At 35.0% G+C, this 20,905-nt stretch carries 19 protein-coding genes; 18 read left to right on the top strand and 1 reads right to left on the bottom strand.

Annotation, left to right across the window (positions count from 1 at the left end; genetic code table 11):
• Window positions 1-30: 30 nt before the first annotated feature.
• The gene (locus KUA55_RS09595) at window positions 31-933 is read right to left on the bottom strand and encodes a DMT family transporter (protein ID WP_218325973.1); all 903 of its coding nucleotides are present in this window, start codon (window positions 931-933) and stop codon (window positions 31-33) included.
• A 114-nt stretch (window positions 934-1,047) separates the two neighbouring features.
• Between KUA55_RS09595 and KUA55_RS09590 the strand changes: the two genes are divergently transcribed.
• The 18 genes from KUA55_RS09590 (at window position 1,048) to KUA55_RS09505 (ending at window position 20,904) form a co-directional block, all read left to right on the top strand.
• Window positions 1,048-1,878 (top strand): helix-turn-helix domain-containing protein, encoded by an 831-nt coding sequence (locus tag KUA55_RS09590; protein WP_218325972.1) that lies wholly within the window; start codon window positions 1,048-1,050, stop codon window positions 1,876-1,878.
• Window positions 1,879-1,891: 13 nt separating this feature from the next.
• Complete coding sequence (map, locus tag KUA55_RS09585; RefSeq protein WP_218325971.1) at window positions 1,892-2,641, top strand: type I methionyl aminopeptidase; 750 nt, start codon at window positions 1,892-1,894, stop codon at window positions 2,639-2,641.
• Window positions 2,642-2,722: 81 nt separating this feature from the next.
• Complete coding sequence (locus KUA55_RS09580; protein ID WP_218325970.1) at window positions 2,723-3,607, top strand: glycerophosphodiester phosphodiesterase family protein; 885 nt, start codon at window positions 2,723-2,725, stop codon at window positions 3,605-3,607.
• A 293-nt stretch (window positions 3,608-3,900) separates the two neighbouring features.
• Window positions 3,901-6,168, top strand: a complete 2,268-nt coding sequence (locus KUA55_RS09575) for an L-type lectin family protein (RefSeq protein ID WP_218325969.1) — start codon at window positions 3,901-3,903, stop codon at window positions 6,166-6,168.
• A 10-nt stretch (window positions 6,169-6,178) separates the two neighbouring features.
• The gene (locus tag KUA55_RS09570; protein WP_218325968.1) at window positions 6,179-6,445 is read left to right on the top strand and encodes an LPXTG cell wall anchor domain-containing protein; all 267 of its coding nucleotides are present in this window, start codon (window positions 6,179-6,181) and stop codon (window positions 6,443-6,445) included.
• Window positions 6,432-6,986 (top strand): hypothetical protein, encoded by a 555-nt coding sequence (locus KUA55_RS09565; protein ID WP_218325967.1) that lies wholly within the window; start codon window positions 6,432-6,434, stop codon window positions 6,984-6,986. The genes KUA55_RS09570 and KUA55_RS09565 overlap by 14 nt, the downstream gene beginning before the upstream one ends.
• 13 nt (window positions 6,987-6,999) lie before the next feature.
• On the top strand, window positions 7,000-7,569 hold the full coding sequence (locus KUA55_RS09560) for a hypothetical protein (RefSeq protein WP_246601457.1): 570 nt from the start codon (window positions 7,000-7,002) through the stop codon (window positions 7,567-7,569).
• A 14-nt stretch (window positions 7,570-7,583) separates the two neighbouring features.
• Window positions 7,584-8,597, top strand: a complete 1,014-nt coding sequence (locus KUA55_RS09555) for a WxLIP family cell surface protein (RefSeq protein ID WP_246601456.1) — start codon at window positions 7,584-7,586, stop codon at window positions 8,595-8,597.
• A 188-nt stretch (window positions 8,598-8,785) separates the two neighbouring features.
• Window positions 8,786-10,972, top strand: coding sequence for a heavy metal translocating P-type ATPase (locus KUA55_RS09550; RefSeq protein ID WP_425514607.1), 2,187 nt, complete (start codon window positions 8,786-8,788; stop codon window positions 10,970-10,972).
• Between the two features lie 123 nt (window positions 10,973-11,095).
• Entirely contained in the window at window positions 11,096-11,821 is a 726-nt protein-coding gene (locus KUA55_RS09545) for a metal ABC transporter ATP-binding protein (RefSeq protein ID WP_218325965.1), read from the top strand.
• A gap of 10 nt (window positions 11,822-11,831) precedes the next feature.
• Window positions 11,832-12,674 (top strand): metal ABC transporter permease, encoded by an 843-nt coding sequence (locus tag KUA55_RS09540; protein WP_218325964.1) that lies wholly within the window; start codon window positions 11,832-11,834, stop codon window positions 12,672-12,674.
• Window positions 12,671-13,585 carry an Mn/Fe ABC transporter substrate-binding lipoprotein EfaA gene (gene efaA / locus KUA55_RS09535; RefSeq protein WP_218325963.1) on the top strand — a complete coding sequence of 305 codons (915 nt, stop codon included), beginning with the start codon at window positions 12,671-12,673 and terminating at the stop codon, window positions 13,583-13,585. Before KUA55_RS09540 ends, efaA begins: the two co-directional genes overlap by 4 nt.
• A 193-nt stretch (window positions 13,586-13,778) precedes the next feature.
• Entirely contained in the window at window positions 13,779-14,225 is a 447-nt protein-coding gene (locus KUA55_RS09530; protein WP_218325962.1) for a PTS sugar transporter subunit IIA, read from the top strand.
• A gap of 15 nt (window positions 14,226-14,240) precedes the next feature.
• Window positions 14,241-15,659: a PTS fructose transporter subunit IIC gene (locus tag KUA55_RS09525; protein WP_218325961.1), complete on the top strand. Its 1,419-nt coding sequence runs from the start codon at window positions 14,241-14,243 to the stop codon at window positions 15,657-15,659.
• Window positions 15,659-16,522: a ketose-bisphosphate aldolase gene (locus KUA55_RS09520; RefSeq protein ID WP_218325960.1), complete on the top strand. Its 864-nt coding sequence runs from the start codon at window positions 15,659-15,661 to the stop codon at window positions 16,520-16,522. The genes KUA55_RS09525 and KUA55_RS09520 overlap by 1 nt, the downstream gene beginning before the upstream one ends.
• Window positions 16,523-16,635: 113 nt before the next feature.
• Window positions 16,636-17,850, top strand: coding sequence for an acyltransferase family protein (locus KUA55_RS09515; protein ID WP_246601455.1), 1,215 nt, complete (start codon window positions 16,636-16,638; stop codon window positions 17,848-17,850).
• Window positions 17,819-18,574 (top strand): DeoR/GlpR family DNA-binding transcription regulator, encoded by a 756-nt coding sequence (locus KUA55_RS09510; RefSeq protein ID WP_218325959.1) that lies wholly within the window; start codon window positions 17,819-17,821, stop codon window positions 18,572-18,574. The genes KUA55_RS09515 and KUA55_RS09510 overlap by 32 nt, the downstream gene beginning before the upstream one ends.
• 119 nt (window positions 18,575-18,693) lie before the next feature.
• Window positions 18,694-20,904: an alpha-galactosidase gene (locus KUA55_RS09505; protein ID WP_218325958.1), complete on the top strand. Its 2,211-nt coding sequence runs from the start codon at window positions 18,694-18,696 to the stop codon at window positions 20,902-20,904.
• Window position 20,905 lies beyond the last annotated feature (1 nt).

Raw genomic sequence — 20,905 nt, 5'->3', positions numbered from 1 at the left:
GTGAAGCTCATTTTTAAAATGGGCTTCACTTTATGTTTTGGCTAACTCTCGATGACTGGCCCAAGCTTGTAGGAAAGTTGTTGATAAAATAAACAAAGCCCCAATTATTTCTGGCAGCCCAAAAGCAGTATGCAACAAAGCTACAGACAAAATTGTTGCCGTTAATGGTTCAAAAGAACTTAGCATGCTTGTCAAACTAGCATCGATATATTGTAAACTTTGGATATAGAATAAATAAGAGAACATTGTCCCTCCGATTACAATAAAGGCCAGCATACCCCAATTTCGTGGCGCTAATACCGGAACATCAGTACTTATTAAGATTGGTGAAAGAGCAATCCCTGAAACAAACATCGCTAAGCCGGTGACCAATTTTGCATCGAAGGCTTGTAATAATTTTCGCGGTAATAGGGTATAAAGAGCTGCACTGACTCCAGATAAAATTCCCCAGATAAAAGCTTCAGGCGATAAAGCCAATTGATTAAATTGTCCTTTAGTAACTAATAAATAAGTACCAAACATCGCTAAAAAGACACAAAAACTGTCGATTCTTCGCGGTAACTCTCTTTTAGTAATCGTGAAATAAAGTAAAATAAATAAAGGACTCAAAAATTGTAAAATTGTCGCAGTAGGAGCATTTCCTGTGCGAATAGCCATAAAATAAGTAAATTGAGAAGGTAAAACACCTAAAAAACCAAAAAGACAAACAGCCAATACTTGTTTTGGTTGTCTTAAAAGGTTTTTAACTTGATGAGGAATCGTAAACAAACACCATAATAAAAGCAAAATACCGGCACCAAGTAAACGCAAAGCGACAACCCATTGAGTACTGACGGTACTTTCTGAGAAAAATAATTCCGCCACTGTACCAGATGCCCCCCATAAAATCGAACCAACAATCACAGATGTTAATCCCTTTTGTAAATTACTCATCATGTCACTCCTTCACAATAAAATACCAACTATGCTATTATAACTATATGTTTTTTTTCAATACTATCACTATTTTCTGTATTTTTATCACTATTGTGTAAATGAGGAGATAAAATGAACTTTTTAACAGATATAAATTTTAAAGAGGCGACTCAACACGTTACTGGAAAATTGCCAGTTGCTATATATCGAAACAAGTTAATAAAAGATCGAGGAGACGGGATTCGTCTTCATTGGCACAAAGAATTTCAACTGGTCTGGGTTTTAGAAGGGAAATTTTCCTATCAAGTTGGTCGTGAAAAGATTTATTTAGACGAAGATAAATTATTGTTTATTAATAGTGGACGGTTACATCAAGCAAAAGTTTTAACTGAGGAAGTCGAGTACATTTGTGTTGACTTTTCCCCGTATTTTTTTAATGATATTTTATATCAAAATTTTTTAAAAGAGCTGATGCAAGAAGAACAGGCTGATTTTCAAGTTGTTTTACGTGATCCTAAATGGGATAAACGCTTAAGGGAACTGCATACAAAACCAGTCGATGAAAATTTCTTATCCTTGACAATTTTTTTGTTAGAATTTATTGAAAAAGTCTTTCAAAAGAAAACGGTGGAAACTAAACAATCGGAGGCCTTTATTTATCCTTTATTAAACTATGTTCATCAGCATTACATAGAAGATATTTCGGTTGATGTGCTGAGCCAGCGAGGGCATATGAATAAAAATAAATGTACGGAATTGTTTAAGTTATACACCGGCTATTCACCGAAAAATTATGTCATTTATTATCGTTTATTTATTGCTAAAGAAAAGTTATTGACCACGAACCAAACAATCTCAGAAATTTGTTATAGTGTAGGCTTCAATCATTTAAGCTATTTTATCGAAGCGTTTAAGAAAAAATATCATTTTACCCCACTACAATTTCGTAAAAATTATCAATAAAGGAGTATCAACAATGATTGCATTAAAATCACCAAGAGAAATTGAACAAATGAAAAAATCTGGAGAAATTCTAGCTAGTATCCATGAAGAATTACGAGAGTTTATTAAACCAGGTATTACCACTAATCAAATCGATCAATTGGTACAAAAGAGAATTGAAGAAAAGGGTGCGGTTGCTGCTCAAATTGGTTTTGAAGGTTATAAATTTGCTACTTGTACAAGTGTCAATGATGAGATCGCTCACGGTTTTCCATCCAATTATCGATTAAAAACTGGCGATATTGTGAGTGTTGATTTTTGTGTTGATTATCGTGGAGCAATTTCTGATAGCTGTTGGACCTATGGAGTCGGAGAGATTTCTGAGCTGCATCAAAAATTAATGACCGTTACTTTAGAAACTTTACGCTTAGGAATTGAACAAGCACAAGTTGGAAATCGTTTAGGAGATATCGGACACGCGATTCAAACTTATGCAGAAGAAAATGGTTTTAGCGTTGTCCGAGATTTTCTGGCTCATGGTATCGGTCCATCAATTCATGAAGAACCGCTTTTTCCTCATTATGGCACTGCTGGAAAAGGAATGCGCCTTAAAGAAGGTATGACAATTACCATTGAACCAATGATTACTACTGGAACATGGGAAATGCAGATGGATGCTAACGGCTGGACTGGACGAACGATTGATGGCAGTTTTTGTGCTCAATATGAACATTCAATCGCGATTACTAAAGATGGTCCAATCATTATGACCCAACAAAAATAATTTTATGAAAATTGACGGCTTCGAGTTAAATCTGTTAAGTTAGTCATTGATGAATAAAACATGATTTGAGGAGGTGGTCGTTTGAAAAAAATCTTATTAAGTGGATTGCTGGTTGTTTTGGCAATTGTAGCTTCTAGTAATGGAACAATCGTTGGCGGAAAAGATCCCAAGAGCATGGTGGTAGAGACTGCAACAGCGACTGCTTACCGAAAATTTGAAGGAAATAAAATGATGCGGCTGGCTTATACTAAAGAAGAACCTGCTAAAAAAAGTGTTCCTACCAGATATGTAAATCATCGTGGAAATACAATGAAGGCACCAGAAAATTCATTACCTGCTTTCAAAAAAGCCAAAGGAACAGCAATTGAAACGGATATTCGTTTAACCGCAGATCGTCAATGGGTAGTTATGCATGACAGTACTATAGATCGTACAACGACAGGTAAAGGTCGTGTAAAAGATTATACAGTTGATCAACTGAAGGATTTTAAAATTAATACAACCATGAATTTTACTAAAAAAGAATTAAAAATTCCTACGTTGGAGGATTTCTTAAAAATCTGTCAACAAACGGGGAAGAGTCCATTTATCGAAATCAAAGATAAATCGGCCTCAGTTGAAGAATTAAATGAAATTATCAATCTACTGAACAAATATGGTTTTGGTACTTCGGCAGTCCGAGTGATTTCTTTTCACTATAAAACTTTGAGAAAAATCAGTAAGTTGAATACTAATTATTCATATTACTTATTAGTTAAGGATATTGATAAAAAAACAATCAAACAAGCAAGAAAACTCGGTGAAAATGCCGGTATTAATACTGATTATCTAAATTTAAATAAGACCAAAGTCAATCAAGCTCATAAAGCAGGTCTTGAAGTTGGCGCATATACTGTTTTAAATAACGATTTTCTTAAAGTAGTCGCATTGAATGTTGATTATATTACCACTGATCAAATGAAATAAAAATCCAAGAAAAATCCACGTAATCTAAAAAAAGATTGCGTGGGTTTTTTTTGACAAAAAATAACTATAAATGATATTTTCGTTCTTTTGTTTATATTTCAAAAATATATTTGTTAATTATATTTAAAATGTGGATTTTTTTTATTTATATAATTAATATGAGAAAGAACGCGCTTTATTTTGGCATAAAATAGTAAACTACGATATTAATGATTTTATTAAAAATATTTCCGTCAAAAGGTTGAATCGTATATTATATACATGTATATTATAAATGAAGGTATATTTAGGAGGTGTTTTTAATAATATGTATTAAGAAGATGATGACGCCCCTTTTATTTATTTTAATGTCTTTTATGTTTTATGGTTCAAAAGTAGAGGCAGCAGGCGAAGGACTAACCTATATTCCAAAAGGTGCAATAACGGTTGGAGACCTTTTTCTACCCACAAACAGTGATGCAGTTGTTACAACAATAAGTAACCCAGATGAAAATAATGGCTTACCTTATTCCCAAATTTCTTTGTCAGGTAGTAATAATTTCACTTCAATATGGTCACAAGAAGACTACCGTTTAAATTTCAATCAATCCTTTGAAGGTAGAGCATATGTGAACTTCGGAACGGCTGATGCTGATGGGTTTGCTTTTGTCATGCAAAATACTGGGTTGAATGCTTTGACTACAGCAGTTCAAAATAGTGACGGACAAAACTTAGGTGTCTATGGATCTACCCATGCTTCAAGAGGTGACTGGGCAGCAAAAATCTATCCTGAAAGTTGGGCAATAAAAAAATCTGTCGCGATTGAATTTGATTTGTACACGAATAAGAAAAATTTACTTGGTACTAATGCAGCTTATGATGAAAATAATCAAACAACTCCTCATTTGGCATACGCATTTCCAGGTAATCGAGATAGTTATAGTCCTTTGGATCCTCCATTATTAGATCCTGATAAATGGTTTCCAATAATCGGTAGCCCTCGTCAAGCAGCCCTTGTTCACAATGGAATAATTCCATTAAACGAAAGTCTTAATGCAACTATTCAAAATGGTACCTGGTATGAATTTCGTTATCGTTTCTTATCGGACTCTAAAGAGTTTCAATATTATTTGAAAAATCCTGCTACCGATCAAGCAACGGCTATTACAACGATTCCATGGGACAAATTATCTACTGAGTTAGATTTAGCTAATAATGACAATAAAGCTTATTGGGGGTTCACTGCAGCGAATGGTTCTGCCAAAGGGGAAACAAAATTTGTCTTTAGCCAAACACCGGTAAATTTAGAAGGTGAGCTGACAAATGGTGTGACTAATTCTCAAGATGATTCCATTACAGTTGAAAAAGAAAATACAACGATGGAAAAATCCGCAACTGTAGATGAAACTTTAACTGTTCATTCGGATTTAAAAATTACAGGAGAATCACCAGTCGAGATACGTTCATGGCAGACAAAATTATTGTCAGAAGGATTGCAGCTTAGCGAGCCAAGTGATATCAGTGAAGTTCATCTAACGACAGAAGAGGGAAAAGTATTTGATGGAGAAGCTACTCTGAATCCTGCTACTGGTGAAGTGTTGGTCCAATTCCCTACTAAGGCTGAGATTGGTTACAATCAGACCGCTAGATTAAGTTACAAGATAAAAACTAAATCCTCATTGGACAAAAATTACTTTGTAGAAATGACGTCTTCGGTTATAGGGGTGGAAAAGGGGAAGGAAGTAGAATTATCTTTTCCTAGTGAACCAACATATTTTTGGATAGAAAAGCCAAATATTCCAACCAAGCTATCTTGGGAAAAAGACCAGATTCTTACAGAGTTAACTGTGGAGAAAGATCCTTCAGAACTTATTTCATCTGAAGGGACTACTAGTATGATGCAAGAATTCTGGTGGCAAGACGATGACAACGGCGATAGTTTAATTTTTTCACTTCGTAAAGCTGGAAATGAGACTATTCTTGATTCAAAAAAATTGATCTCAACTGGTTTAGCCGATTTTCAATCAGATCAAATTCAAATACCTTTAGAACAACTTGGTTACGGAGATAATAATTTTGTTATTTCAATCGAACGAGAAAAAAAGAATCAGGTTACTGGTGAAGTTGAATTGATCAAAGAAAGTGAAGAACTTAAATTACTAATTAATGTAAGCGGAAAAATAGTTTTTGAGAAGGCACCAGATTTATTAAAATGGACCGATCGTACAATTGATAAATCAAAGGGGATATTGCCCAGAGACGCTGATAATTCTATTGACTTAAAGGTATTTGACAGTCGTGAAGGCAATCCAAATTGGTCAATTACAGCAAAAATGGTAGGAGAAAGTCAAAGTTTCAATTTGATTTGGAAAAATGATGCTACCGATGAAGGTACAGATTTAACTAAAGCAATTCAAGTCATGGATAATCATTCTGTTGCAATAAAAGACTTCAGTTATGTCAAATCATGGGATACTTCAAGTGGTGTCTTACTTAAATCTGAAAATTATTTGCCAATCGGAGACTACAGCAATCAAGTAAAAGTGACTTGGCGATTAAATAATACCGCCAGTCCAGATTAGGAGGAGAGGAATGAAATACAAAAATAAAATAACTCTCCTCTTAATTATCATTAGTTGTTTGCCAGGTAAAGTTTTTGCAGAAACAATTCGAACTGATTATGACCAACAGGGAATAACTTTTCGCTTGACGGAAACCAGTGGATTATTATCAAAAGTCCGCATGCTACCCCAAACCAATGAAGGTCAGACCTTTTTACTTTCATTTTTAGGCGCGTGCATCCTCGGATTCTTATTGCTTTTTTTGCTAGTCAGGAGGAAAGCTATTGAGAAAAAATAAACAAGTTTTATTAGTGTTTGGATTACTTTTATTTTCCCATCCTCTGATTACAAATGCCAAAAGTTATGAAGCTGAAAGTCAAATAACTGTCCGAATAGTTGAAAATCCATTGAAGTTGACGGAAGTGAAGGTCCCGACCTTTGAGACGAAAATGATTTCCAGTAATAATCAAAAGGTTCAAGCAACCAATGATTTCATTGTTACTATTAAAGATACGCGGGAAAATCCTCAGACTTCATGGCAAATTAAATATCAATTATCGACTTTTTCTAATGGGAAAGAATATCCAATTAGTCTGCACCTAGGAAAAGGAGAATTAACTTCAGATGGTCAAGCAGAAACAGACTATGAAGCTTATTCAACTGAAATTGCTTCAAATCAAGAAAAAACTATTTTAAAAACGGCGCCAACAGTTTCAAAGAATTACCAGCACCAAATAAAAAAAGAAGACATCTATTTGTCGGTTCCAGCCGATGCACCTGCTGGAGAATACTCTGGAATGCAGACAATTAGTTTAGTCGATACAACTAACCCAGAATAATAGGAGGAAGAATATGAAAAGAATCAAATTAGTAGGAATGTTAGCATTAGGATTATTAGCAGTAAATATCGCGGCAACTAATGTCAATGCTGCTGAAATTAGTGGCGAAGATAAAGAGTCAGATACAAGTGTGAAAATCATTGATAACGAAGATCCAGATGAACGAGTACTTGTTCTAAAAAGTGTACCGTCAAGATATGATTTCGAGTCTACTTTACAAAATGGCACCTATACATTAGAAACAGATTTATCGAACCAAAATATTGTTGTCTTTAATAACCAAGTAAATGGGGACTGGAGTGTAAAAGCATCAGTTGTTGGAAATGAAATCACTAGAGTTTCAGATAGTACACCTTATGAAGTTACATCATTTAAAGTAAATTCTTTTGAAATTGTCGGTACAGGAAGTGATGGTATCGTAGCAAAAGCAGGTGCTCCAGATATTAACAAAGTTGGTGATATTTCAACTAAGGTAACAAAAGTGTCGATCGGTTTTAAAGACTCAGCTAATTCTTTAGTTCCTGACGATGAACTAACTGGGAAAATTAATTACAAATTATTTGATACACCAGATGCTAATTAATGTTGAAGACACAAATGAAATTTTTAAAAAAGCTTGTGTTAGTTTTTAGTTTGTTATTGGGATTATTTTTACTTGGTGAAGAGGCAGTTTATGCTGAAGGGGATGTAGGTTACGATATCCAAGCAGTACTGCCTGAAAATCAAGTCGATGGGGCGGATTCGTTTTTTAATTTAAGGATGACACCTAGTCAAACGCAAACAATCGAATTTATCATTAACAATACATCCAATCAACCATCAGTTTATCAAATGTCGATTAACCAAGCTTATACAAATAGCCAAGGTTTTATTGATTATGACAAAGATGAAGGCTCCAATGATGCGTCTTTAAAATATCCAATCAATGAGATTGCACAAATAGAAAGTGAAGTCACTGTAGCTGCAAATAGCTCCGTCAGAGTGCCGGTTGAACTGACAATGCCAGCAGAATCATTTGATGGTCAGATTTTAGCTGCGATCGAAGTCATTAAAGACACGAAAAAAAATAGTGGTGGCATAAGCAATAGTTATGGTTACGTATTGGGATTAAAATTAACTGAAACAGACAACGAAGTATCCAGAGATTTAAAATTGTTATCAGTCAAACCAGCTATTTCGTTTCAAAAAACTAGTGTTGTAGCGAATTTGCAAAACCCAACAATGGATGCTTATGGACATTTGAAATATGATGGAAAAGTTTATAATCGAGAAACAGATGAATTAGTCAAGAAAGCTAATTTTGATAATGATATGCAAATGGCGCCTAATTCTACTTATTCTTTTGTGATCGATTGGAAAAATCAACCGCTAGAAGCTGGCGATTACCGACTGGCTTTAAAAGTATCGGATGCTAAAGGAAATGTTTGGAATTTCAAAAAGAATTTTACGATTACTGCCGAAGAAGCAGCAGAGGTCAATACGGTAATCACTAATCAAAATAATCAAAAATTACCTATTTGGTTATATGGATTATTAGGGGTTATCTTAGCCTTATTATTGGTAATCATTGTCTTTTTGTTGTTGAAAAGAAGAAAAAGTGAAGAAGAATAATTAAGAACAGTTAAGCAAAATGCTTAGCTGTTTTTTTGTAATCAATCTTTTTTCATGTTAAATATTGGTAGAATGAAAATTTGAAAACTTCAAGGGATTTCATTTTACAAAAAATTAAGCAAATGATAAGCTTGTTTTGTGTTTACAAATGTAAATGATTTTTAAATCATTGACGGGAGGAAAATGAAATGAGTAAAAATAAAGAAACGGATCATTCCATACCTGAAAAAAATCATATGAAAGATATGAATCACGCAGATCATATGATGCAAGAAAAGAGTGAAATGAGTCATGGAAATCACTCAATCCATAACGATCATGATATGGGTCAGATGAACCATTCGATGCATGGTAATCATGACATGAGTCAAATGGATCACTCAATGCATGGTGATCATGACATGGGTGGCATGGATCATTCAATGCACATGGGAAATTTTAAACAAAAATTTTGGTTGTCCCTTGTGATTGCAATTCCTATTATCTTGATGTCACCAATGATGGGGGTGGACCTTCCTTTTCAATTTACTTTTCCCGGTTCTGACTGGATAGTTTTAATTTTGGCAACAATTTTATTTATCTATGGTGGAGAACCTTTTTTAAGTGGCGCAAAAATGGAATTAAAAATGAAAAGTCCTGCTATGATGACTTTAATTGCTATGGGGATTACGGTTGCGTATATTTATAGTTTATATTCATTTGTCGCAAATACTTTTTTCGGTGGACATGTGATGAATTTCTTTTGGGAATTAGCCACGCTGATTGTAATCATGCTATTAGGTCATTGGATTGAAATGAATGCAGTAATGAGTGCTAGTGATGCTTTACAAAAATTAGCCGAACTTTTACCAGATGAAGTCACTAGAATTACTAAAGACGGCAGTGAAGAAAAAATTTCCTTGCAAAAAGTCAATGAAGGCGATCATTTAATTGTCAAAGCCGGCGATAAGATGCCGACAGACGGTTTGATTGAATCTGGTCAATCAATTGTAGATGAATCAGCTGTAACTGGAGAATCTCGCGGTGTAACTAAAACAGTTGGTGAAAAGGTCATTGGCGGTTCTGTTAATGGAGATGGTACTTTAAAAATTATTGTTACTGGCACAGGCGAAAATGGCTATCTTGCAAAAGTAATGGAGATGGTTAAAAAAGCGCAGGCAGATAAATCTAAATTAGAAGCGATGTCTGACAAAGTTGCAAAATGGTTGTTTTATGTAGCTTTATTTTCTGGGATTATTGCCTTTGTGGTTTGGCTTTTTGTTGCAGATTTACCTGAAGCTTTAGAACGAATGGTGACTGTCTTTATTATTGCTTGTCCTCATGCTTTAGGATTGGCAGTTCCATTAGTGATTGCACGCTCTACTTCGATTGCTGCTAAAAATGGCTTATTGCTAAAAAATCGCAATGCTTTAGAAAATGCCCATGATTTGAATATGATTTTGCTAGATAAGACAGGGACTTTAACTCAAGGGACTTTTGCTGTTACTGGTGTAGAAGTTTTAGCTGAACAATTTTCAAAAGAAGAAGTATTACAATATATTGGTGCTTTAGAAGCATCAGCTAACCATCCAATTGCCAATGGGATTATGAAGTACTTAAATACTGAAAATATCACACCAATGACTGCAGAAAATGTAATGAATATTTCTGGCGTTGGCTTGTCAGGTGAAGTTGCAAGTAAAACCGTTCAGATTGTTAACGCAAAAAAATTGGAAGAATTAAATTTACAATTGCCAACTGAAAAAATTCAAGCCTATCAAGAGCAAGGAAATACCATTAGTTATTTGTTAATTGACAATCAATTAGTTGGTTTAATTGCTTTAGGTGATAAGATCAAACCTGAGGCTAAAGAATTTATTTCAGCATTGCTGAATCGTGGGATTGAACCTGTGATGTTAACTGGTGATAATCAAGAAGCGGCTGCTAGTGTGGCTGAATATTTAGAAATGAAAAAATTCTATGCAGGCTTATTACCAGATGGAAAAGAAAAAATTGTCGCGCAATTAGTCAATGAAGGCAATCGAGTAGCGATGGTAGGTGATGGTATCAATGATGCTCCAAGTTTAGCACGAGCAACGATTGGGATAGCGATTGGTGCTGGAACAGATGTAGCCATTGACTCAGCCGACGTCGTATTAACCAACAGTAATCCTCAAGATATTTTACATTTTCTTGATTTAGCGAAACAAACCCGTCGTAAAATGATTCAGAATTTATGGTGGGGAGCTGGCTACAATATTATTGCGATTCCTTTAGCAGCAGGTATTTTGGCACCAATTGGTATTTTACTAGATCCGGCTGTGGGCGCTATTTTGATGAGTATGAGTACGGTCATTGTGGCCTTAAATGCTTTAACTTTAAAAATAAATAAATAACTAATTTTACTGGAGTTTTTTGCTCCAGTTTTTTTATTCCAAAAATAAAGGCTTGCCTAATTTTTTGTTATAAGTTATCCTAAATACAATAAGTTAGGTTAGCCTAAAAAAAGAGGTGGAGTAATGGAAAGTTTAGAAATTGAAAATATGTCGGTCAGTTATCAAGGAAAATCCGTTTTGTCACAATTATCTTTAACCATCCCTAGTAAAAAAATGGTGGGTATTATCGGTCCTAATGGTGCTGGCAAATCAAGTTTATTAAAAGGAATATTGGGTCTAGTTCCAACAAAAACAGGGAGAATTTTCTATAAAGGTGAAGTTGTTAGTAAACAGAAAAATCTAATTGCTTACGTGGAACAACGACAAGAAATTGATTTAACTTTTCCCATTGATGTATTTAATGTTGTGCTATTAGGAACCTATCCGCAATTGAATTTTTTTAAACGTCCAGGTAAGCGTCAAAAAGAAATTACTTGGCAAGCCTTAGAAAAAGTGGATTTGACTGCCTTTGCCAAACGTCAAATTAGTGAACTCTCTGGTGGACAACTGCAACGGGTTTTTATTGCTAGAGCTCTGGCACAACAAGCACCGTGGTTATTATTAGATGAACCATTTGCAGGAATTGATGCTGCCAGTGAAAAAATTATTGTGGAATTACTAAAAAAACTACGTGATGAAGGAAAATCAATCGTGATTGTCCATCATGATCTTCATAAGATCCGTGATTATTTTGATGAAGTAATCTTACTGAATCATGGTGTCGTGGCAGCAGGAGGAATTGAACAAGTTTATACCAGTGAAAATATGGTAAAAGCATATGGAGATGCGTTAATTAATTTTAATCTATAGGAGGGAAAAGATGACTCAGTTTATAGCAGATATTTTTCAGTATCAATTTTTACAACATGCTTTAATCACTTCGGTGATGGTGGGGATTTCAGCAGGCGTGATTGGCTCATTCGTGATTTTGAGAGGCATTTCTTTGATGGGTGATGCGATTTCTCATGCTGTTTTGCCTGGAGTGGCGATTTCTTATATGTTAGGTGGCAGTTATATCTTTGGCGCTAGTTTATTTGGTTTATTAGCGGCAGGATTGATTGGTTTTTTAACCAAACATTCTCGTTTAAAAAATGATACCGTAATCGGCATTGTTTTTAGCACTTTCTTTGCTTTAGGTATTGTTTTAATTTCATTTGCTCGTAGTGCGACGGATTTGTACCATATTTTATTTGGAAATGTACTGGCAGTGCGTAATTCAGATATGTATTTAACAGCAGGTGTGATGATAGTTGTTATTTTAGCGGTGACTATTTTTTATAAACAACTAAAATTAACTTCTTTTGCTCCTGTGATGGCGCAATCATATGGTTGGAAAGTTGGTTTGATTAATTATGGTGTGATGTTTTTACTGACCTTGGTAGCGGTGACTTCATTACAAACAGTAGGAACAATTTTAGTGATTGCTATGCTGATTACACCTGCTGCGACTGCTTATCTTTTAACTAATAATTTAGTGAAAATGATTTGTCTATCGGCGTCATTTGGTGTTGTTGGAGCATTTATTGGCTTGTTTTTTAGTTATTATTATAATTTACCTTCAGGAGCAACTATTGTCATGGCCTGCGCGGTATTTTTCGTGATTGCTTTTGTTTTTGCACCAGAAAAAGGATTAATTAGACAATTTAGGAGAGTGGCTGAATGAAAAAAATAGTTTTGGTATTATTAGGAATTGCTGCATTAGGAATTTTTGCCGGTTGTAATAATCAGTCAGCAGAAGAGGATGGAAAACTAAAAGTCGTAGCAACAAATTCGATTATTGCAGATATGGTTCAAAATGTTGGTGGAGATAAAATTACGCTCCATAGTATTGTTCCTGTAGGGACAGATCCTCATGAATACGAACCTTTACCGGAAGATACAAAGAAGGCCAGTGATGCCGACGTCATTTTTTACAATGGTTTAAACTTGGAAACTGGGAACGGATGGTTTGAAAAATTGATGGATACGGCAGAAAAAAAAGAAGATAAGGATTTCTTTGCAGTTAGTCAAGAGGTCACACCGCTATATTTAACAACAAATAATAAGCAACAAGATCCCCATGCTTGGTTATCACTAGAAAATGGCGTGCTATATGTACAGTCAATTGAAAAAATATTGAGTCAAAAAGATAGTGAAAATAAAGAATACTATCAAGAACGTGCCGATAAATACATTGAAAAGTTGAGAGAGCTTGATAATACTGCAAAAAATGAATTTTCTGATATTCCTGAAGAAAAGAAATTATTAGTTACCAGCGAAGGCGCATTTAAATATTTCTCTCAGGCTTATGGATTAAAAGCGGGCTATATTTGGGAGATCAATACTGAAAATCAAGGAACACCTGAACAAATCAAACAGATTGTCGAAATAATTAAAGCAAGTCAAGTGCCGGTTTTATTTGTAGAAACCAGTGTTGATGCTCGTAGCATGGAAAAATTATCGAAAGAAGTCGACTTGCCAATTTACAGTAATTTGTTTACCGATTCGATTGCTGAAAAGGGAGAAGACGGTGACAGCTACTACGACATGATGAAATGGAATTTGGAAAAGATTCACGAAGGATTAAATCAATAAAAGATCAGAAAAACTTTCAGCTAGTCCGCTGGAAGTTTTTTTGCGCTATTCAGCTCAAAGAAATGAACTAATTCAATCTCAAACCCATGATAAAGGAATAATTAGCTCATATCGTTGAACGGTTTAGCTAGTTCTGCTATATTCATGTCATAGCAAGTGAGCGCTTACTTACGACTGCAAGAAGGGGATTTGTATGAATATTACTGATTTAATGTTACCTGAACTTATAATTTTTGATGACTCAATTCGATCAAAAGAAGCACTATTTAATTTAATCGTTGAATCTTTTCATTCAGCTGGAAGAGCAACAAATAGTAAGAAATTAATCAAGGATTTATTTAAACGAGAAAATGAAACTTCAACGGGAATTGAAGCAGGATTTGGTATTCCCCATGCAAAAAGTAAACATGTAACTGAACCAAGTATTTTATTTGCTCATGTTGGTCAAATAAATGATTATCAAGGATTAGATGGTCAACCGATTGAATGCGTTTTTTCAATCATTGTCCCAAAAAAATCAAGTGATGTTCATTTACAGATTTTGAGTTCGTTGTCACGGAAATTAATGGATGAAGATTTTAGAAATCAATTGAAAAATGCGACTACCAGAGAAGAGATTTTAGCAATTATGCACACATAATAAGGAGGAACTATTATGAAAATTGTCGGTGTAACAGCTTGTCCAACGGGGATTGCACATACTTACATGTCGGCTGAAAAACTTGAGAAAACCGCTCAAGCGCAAGGCGACCAAGCGAAATTTGAAACACAAGGTGCCAAAGTTGAAAATATCTTATCGCAAAAAGAAGTAGATGAAGCGGATGTAATTATTTTAGCGATTGATAAAGATATTGATATGGGACGTTTTGCTGGAAGAAAAATTAAGCGAGTATCCACCGCTGCAGCAATTAAAGATGCAGAAAAAATTATTGATGAAGCAAAAAATGGTGTCGGCCTAACAACTGTTTCTGCTAACAGAGAAACACAAGGTGATGGCGGGAAAAAAGCTGGAATTTATAATCACTTCATGAATGGTGTCAATATGATGCTACCGTTTGTAATTGCCGGCGGGATTATTATTGCCATGAGTTTTGCTTTTGGTATAAACGCTTCAAATCCAGAAAGTGCTGATTACAATGTTTTAGCTGCTGCCTTGAGTCAAATTGGTGGTGATGTTGCCTTTGCAATGATGGTGCCTGCTTTAGGTGCGGGGATTGCCATGTCAATGGCTGGTAAAGCTGGATTTGCTCCTGGTTTAGTTGCTGGATTAATCGCTTCAACTGGTGGCTCTGGTTTCTTAGGTGGCATGGTTGGCGGTTTATTAGCAGGTTATGTGACGAATATTTTTGCTAATAAAATTAATGTCAACAAAACTTTTGCTGCGATGTATCAATTGATTGTAGTGCCATTGATTTCTATTCTAATCATTGGTTTATTGATGGTTTTTTGTATCGACAAACCAATTGCTTGGGTATTAGATGCTTTAACGGGTTGGTTAAATGGATTAGGGAATACATCAGGATTAGTCTTCGGTCTATTAATCGGTGTTATGATGGCAGCCGATATGGGTGGACCTATTAATAAATCAATTTCTACATTTAGTATCGGATTAATGTCTGCAGGAGTGAATGCTCCAATTGCTGCTTGTATGGCTGCTGGGATGACACCTCCTTTAGGAATTGCGTTAGCAACTGTCTTGTTCAAAAAGAAATTTACCAAAGAAGAGCGAACTTCTGGTCAATCTTGCTGGATTTTAGGGGCCTCTTATATTACGGAAGGTGCAATTCCTTTCGCAGTGTCTGATCCAATCAGAATCATTCCGAGTTTGATGTTGGGTTCAGCAACGGCTGCTGGCATTTCAATGGCTGCTGGTGTGACTTCAATGGCGCCACATGGCGGAATTTGGGTAATGTTGATTCCAAATGTTATTAGTAGTTTACCAATGTATGCTTTAGCTTTAGTAGCGGGGACAGTAGTAACTGCACTAGCTATTGGATTTTTAAAGAAACCGGTAGTTGAAGAAGAACCAACTGAAATTGTAGTAAACCAATTAAATGAAGAGGTGGAAGTATAATGTTATACACAATGAAAGATTTATTGAAAGTTGCTAAGGAAAACAAATTTGCGGTACCAGCTTTTAATATTTGTAGTTACGACATGTTAAAAGCTATTATGGAGGAAGTGGAAGCTCAAAATTCTCCAGTTATTATTGAAATTCATCCCGATGAAATTGCTTATTTAAATGATGAATTTGTCGCGTCTGTTAGAGCTTATGCTCATAATAGTAAAGTACCTGTGGTTATTCATATGGATCATGGCGGTTCAATCTATGATGTGATGCGTGCCATCCGCAACGGCTATACTTCAGTCATGATCGATGCGTCAACAGCGTCTTATGAAGACAATAAAGTTTTAACAAAACAAGTCGTTGAATTAGCTCATAAAGTAAATGTTTCAGTAGAAGCAGAATTGGGAACAATTGGTGACAATGGTTCCGCAGAAGGTGGATCAGCGAATATTATCTTTACCGATCCAGCTCAAGCGGTAGATTTTGTTGAAGAAACGGGTATTGATACTTTAGCTGTCGCGATTGGAACAGCTCATGGCTTATATCCAAAAGATAAAAAACCTGAACTAAACATCGAGTTGTTAAAAGAATTAAATCAAAAAATTGATATTCCATTTGTTTTACATGGTGGCTCAGGGAATCCAGACAACGAAGTCAGTGAAGCCGTCAAATATGGAGTTGCAAAAGTTAATTTGAGTTCTGATTTAAAAAGTGTTTTCTTTGCAGAAATCCATAAAGTGTTGAATGAAAATCCTGGTATGTTCGAACCAAATCAAGTTTACATTTCGCCAAATGAAAAAGTTAAAGAAGTGGTACGCCACAAGCTAGGTGTTCTAAACACTTTAGGCAAAGCAGAGTTGTATAAATAAAGCATGAGCGCTGAAATCTAAAAATTTCAGCGCTTTTTAGACTTAAGTATGATATTTAATTATAAAATTTAATGCTAAAATTGAAGGAAGATGAGCTGGAAAGAGTGATTTAATTGGGGAATAAAATAAACGGAAAAATGCTAGATTCAGTAAAATACATAGCGGCAATTTTAGTGATTTGTGTGCATTGTCAACCAATCAGTGGCTTGCCAGAAGTCAATTATTTTGTCAAAAATATTCTGTGTCGCTGGGCGGTACCGTTTTTTTTCATCAGTAGTGCTTATTTTGTCAGACGAGGAATGGACAACAATGGGAACTATTTACCAGTTTATTTAAAACGATTAACTCAATCTTATCTTTGGTGGAGTGTGATCTTTATTCCGATTGGCTTGGATTGGCTTCATCAAAATCTGACCTTGTCAAAAGAGTTGTTACCATTGGCTTTGATTTTTGGCTTGATTCATGTTGGAACTTATTATCATTTATGGTATATTCCGGCCTTAATCTTATCTTTATTTATCGCTACTAAATTTTTAAAACACTTCTCGTATAAATTACTGTTGATTATAGCCACATTTTTATATAGTTTTGGTAGTATCGAAACATACTACGGTCTGATACCAAATGGTTGGTTAAAAGAACTATTTGACGTTGTTATCCAAATATTTTTTACCACCAGAAGTGGTTTATTGTTTGGGTTGATCTTTGTAGGTATCGGATTTTTTATTTATGACTACCAGGAAAAATTACTTTTAAGATATCGACAAATATTTTTTTTGACAGGCTTATTTTTTGCTATGATGGTATTAGAAGGAATTCTCTTATATTCTGTTGATAAATTAGATATGAACTTTTTATTCATGCTAATTCCTTTCAGTTTTTGTCTGTTTATCAGTTTATTGTTTTTTCCAAAGCAGCTATCATTTGACACGGGGAAAATTCGGCTATTATCTAAATACTATTATTTTGTTCATCCTATATGTATTGTAATAGTTGAGGAAGCTGCAAAAGCATTTCAAATGAGCTGGTTGAATCAAGGAATAATCAGTTTTTGCTTGATTTTTCTATTCACTCATTTGATTTGTTTAATGGTTATCTATATTAAGCAACAAAACTTACGAAAAAAATACATTGGTGGGGCAATGTTTTTTGGGATGTTAGCTACTTTAGCTTTAGCTGGAACGATTTATCAATTCAAGCCAGTTGAGGTTTTGCTTAAATTTGAACTAGTTCCATGTTTATGGCTAACTACGTCAATGCTTGGTTATTTTATATTAACAAAGGGAGTTGGAACAAATGATGAATCCACTGGAGTCGCGGCAAAATGAGATTATAAATTTTTTGAAAATCAATCAATTTGCCAGCATCCATGAACTAAAAGAGTTGGTGAATTACAGTGAAGCGACGATTAAACGTGATTTAGTTGATTTAGAAAATGATGGCTTAATCCGACGAACCCGTGGCGGCGCAATGATTATTGATAATGAAAAGATCGATGTGCCTTATTTGATGAAAATCGCCCAACTAGATGAAGATAAAAATAAAAAGTATGTAGCAGAATTGGCGGAAGGTTTAATAAAAGATGATATGATTTTGTTTATTGATTCTTCAACAACTTGTCTCCATCTTGTCAATTTATTGGCTAAATTTGATGGATTACGTATTATTACCAATGGTTTATTAACAGCGGTGATGCTCAGTGAATTTACCAATGCGCAAATTTCTGTTTTAGGTGGTTCAATTGTCCCTAAAAGAGCAACGATTAATGGCTCCAAGGCGTTTGCTGATGTTTTAAATTATAATGTCGACATTGCTTTTGTTAGTTGTCGTGGTTTTTCGCTAGATTATGGTGCGACGGAAACTAGTGAAGGCGAGGCCTTGATTAAAAAAGCCTTTCGAAAGCAAGCACAAAAAGTTGCAGTTCTAGTTACTCACGATAAATTTGATAGTAAGTACATGTATCAATCAATGGATTTAAGTGAGATTGATTATTTGATTAGTGATAAAGAAATTCCTGATTTACACCCTAAAAAGATAGAAACCATCTATTAATTCTTCAACTGCTAAAATTATTTAGCAGTTTTTTTGATTTTTCTCTTGACAAAAGTGTTTAGTAAACATTATAAGGTAAACAATTACTAAAATAAAAAATGTTTACTAGGAGGAAGACAATGAATCACAATTTAATTACTTTTGACCAAGAACAGGGTATTTTCCATTTAAAGAACAATGAAATCTCTTACATTATGAAGCTTGAAGATGAAGGTGTGTTGGCACATATTTATTTTGGAAAAAAAGTCAATCAATACCATGACCATAAAAATTATCCTAGAAGAGATCGGGGTTTTTCTGGTAATGTACCGGGACAAGAAGAAAGGGCTTACTCAAAAGATACTTTACCGCAAGAATTTTCTAGTCATGGTTCGATGGATTATCGCATCCCAGCAAGTATTATTCAGCGACAAAATGGTGCAAACTTAACTGATTTACGCTACCATTCGTATGATATTTCCGCTGGAAAACCAGTATTAGCGGGACTACCTTCAGCGTATGTCGTCGAAGAAAATGAAGCGAGTACTTTAACTATTACCTTAAAGGATCGCTTTGAAGAAATTTATCTGGATTTGTTTTACACCATATATAACGAACGTAATGTTATTGCCCGTTCAGTAAAAGTTCGTAACTTGACGAACCAAACACTTTCGATTGAAAAAATCGCATCTATGCAATTGGATTTAACCAATTCAGGGAAATATCAAGATGTTTTATCTTTACCAGGAGCCCATGTGCAAGAACGTCAAGTTAATCGCGAGAAATTATCTGCTGGCATTAAAAGATTTGAAAGTCGGCGAGGCGCAACAAGTCATCATATGAATAGTTTTATCGCTTTAATGGAGGAAGATGCTAATGAATTTAATGGTGAAGTAATTGGTGTTCACTTAGTTTATTCAGGTAATCATTCATTTGAATTAGAAGTCGATCAGATTAACCAATTACGCTTAGTTGTTGGTATAAATGAGTATAATTTTTCTTGGGAATTGAAAACACAACAGGAGTTTCAAACACCTGAAGTATTATTAGCCTATTCTGATAGCGGTTTAAATAAAATGAGTGATACTTTCCATCATTTGTTAAGAGAAAGAGTAGCTCGAGGAGCGCATCAATATGCGGAACGGCCAATTTTAGTGAATAACTGGGAAGCAACTTATTTTGATTTTACTAATGAAAAAATTGAAGCAATTGTAGATGAGGCAGCTGATTTAGGAATAGAAATGTTTGTATTAGATGATGGCTGGTTTGGGCATCGAAACAACGACGATTCTTCTTTAGGAGATTGGTTTGAATTTGAAGGGAAATTGGCTAAAGGATTGAAAGCAGTAGCTGATTATGTTCATGCTAAAAAGTTGAAATTCGGTTTATGGTTTGAGCCAGAAATGATCTCGATTGATTCTAAATTATATGAGGAACATCCTGATTATTTGATGCAAGTACCTGGACGGACACCATCTGGTTCGCGGGATCAGCATTTGTTGGATATGGGGCGCAAAGAAGTGCGTGAAAATATTCAAAAACAAATGGAAGCGATCCTAAATACGATTGAAATTGATTATATTAAATGGGATATGAATCGAAGTATGTCTGATACTTATTCGGTCGCTTTAGAAAGTCACCAACAGGGTGAAACAGCTCACCGTTATATTTTAGGGGTTTATGAGTTGATGGAAAACCTAACGGAAAAATATCCTAAAATCTTGTGGGAAGGTTGTTCTGGTGGTGGCGGACGTTTTGATGCCGGTTTCTTATATTATATGCCGCAATCTTGGGCTAGCGATAACACAGATGCGATTGAACGCTTAAAAATTCAATATGGCACAAGTATTGCCTATCCAACGTCCGCGATTACGGCCCATGTTTCTGCTGTACCAAATCATCAAACTGGTCGTGTGACCTCTTTGAAAACCCGCGGGGATGTAGCCATGTCTGGCGTTTTAGGCTATGAATTAGATTTAACGATGTTAAGTGAAGCAGAAAAAGATGAAATTACGCAGCAAATTAAAGTGTATCAAGATTTACGTCCATTAGTACAATACGGCAACTTCATCCGTTTGATTAGTCCTTTTGAAGGCAATACGACAGCTTGGTTATTTGTGGCTGAAGATCAATCAGAAGCACTTTTATTTATGGCTCGTACTTTAGCAAGCGCGCAGCCAGTATTTAATGAGGTACGATTGAAAGGTTTAGCAGAAGACTTTCTATACGAGGACCAAGCGACTGGAGAAATTTATTCTGGATCTGAGCTAAATCAGATTGGTGTCTATTTCCCTGACTTTTACGGCGACTTCCAAACGAAACTGATTCACTTTAAGAAAAGAGGAAACTAAA

The organism is Enterococcus alishanensis (assembly GCF_019218635.1).
In the GTDB taxonomy this organism is placed as follows: domain Bacteria; phylum Bacillota; class Bacilli; order Lactobacillales; family Enterococcaceae; genus Enterococcus_A; species Enterococcus_A alishanensis.
Note: the sequence above shows the minus strand (reverse complement) of the source record. Positions and strands in the feature narration are given on the sequence as shown.

Coding starts and splice junctions, on each gene's coding strand:
- KUA55_RS09525 (WP_218325961.1), top strand. CDS start 14,241: ATGAAAATTGTCGGTGTAACAGCTTGTCCAACGGGGATTGCACATACT.
- KUA55_RS09530 (WP_218325962.1), top strand. CDS start 13,779: ATGAATATTACTGATTTAATGTTACCTGAACTTATAATTTTTGATGAC.
- KUA55_RS09560 (WP_246601457.1), top strand. CDS start 7,000: ATGAAAAGAATCAAATTAGTAGGAATGTTAGCATTAGGATTATTAGCA.
- KUA55_RS09545 (WP_218325965.1), top strand. CDS start 11,096: ATGGAAAGTTTAGAAATTGAAAATATGTCGGTCAGTTATCAAGGAAAA.
- KUA55_RS09510 (WP_218325959.1), top strand. CDS start 17,819: ATGATGAATCCACTGGAGTCGCGGCAAAATGAGATTATAAATTTTTTG.
- KUA55_RS09590 (WP_218325972.1), top strand. CDS start 1,048: ATGAACTTTTTAACAGATATAAATTTTAAAGAGGCGACTCAACACGTT.
- map (WP_218325971.1), top strand. CDS start 1,892: ATGATTGCATTAAAATCACCAAGAGAAATTGAACAAATGAAAAAATCT.
- KUA55_RS09570 (WP_218325968.1), top strand. CDS start 6,179: ATGAAATACAAAAATAAAATAACTCTCCTCTTAATTATCATTAGTTGT.
- efaA (WP_218325963.1), top strand. CDS start 12,671: ATGAAAAAAATAGTTTTGGTATTATTAGGAATTGCTGCATTAGGAATT.
- KUA55_RS09595 (WP_218325973.1), bottom strand. CDS start 933: ATGAGTAATTTACAAAAGGGATTAACATCTGTGATTGTTGGTTCGATT.
- KUA55_RS09520 (WP_218325960.1), top strand. CDS start 15,659: ATGTTATACACAATGAAAGATTTATTGAAAGTTGCTAAGGAAAACAAA.
- KUA55_RS09550 (WP_425514607.1), top strand. CDS start 8,786: ATGAGTAAAAATAAAGAAACGGATCATTCCATACCTGAAAAAAATCAT.
- KUA55_RS09505 (WP_218325958.1), top strand. CDS start 18,694: ATGAATCACAATTTAATTACTTTTGACCAAGAACAGGGTATTTTCCAT.
- KUA55_RS09540 (WP_218325964.1), top strand. CDS start 11,832: ATGACTCAGTTTATAGCAGATATTTTTCAGTATCAATTTTTACAACAT.
- KUA55_RS09555 (WP_246601456.1), top strand. CDS start 7,584: ATGAAATTTTTAAAAAAGCTTGTGTTAGTTTTTAGTTTGTTATTGGGA.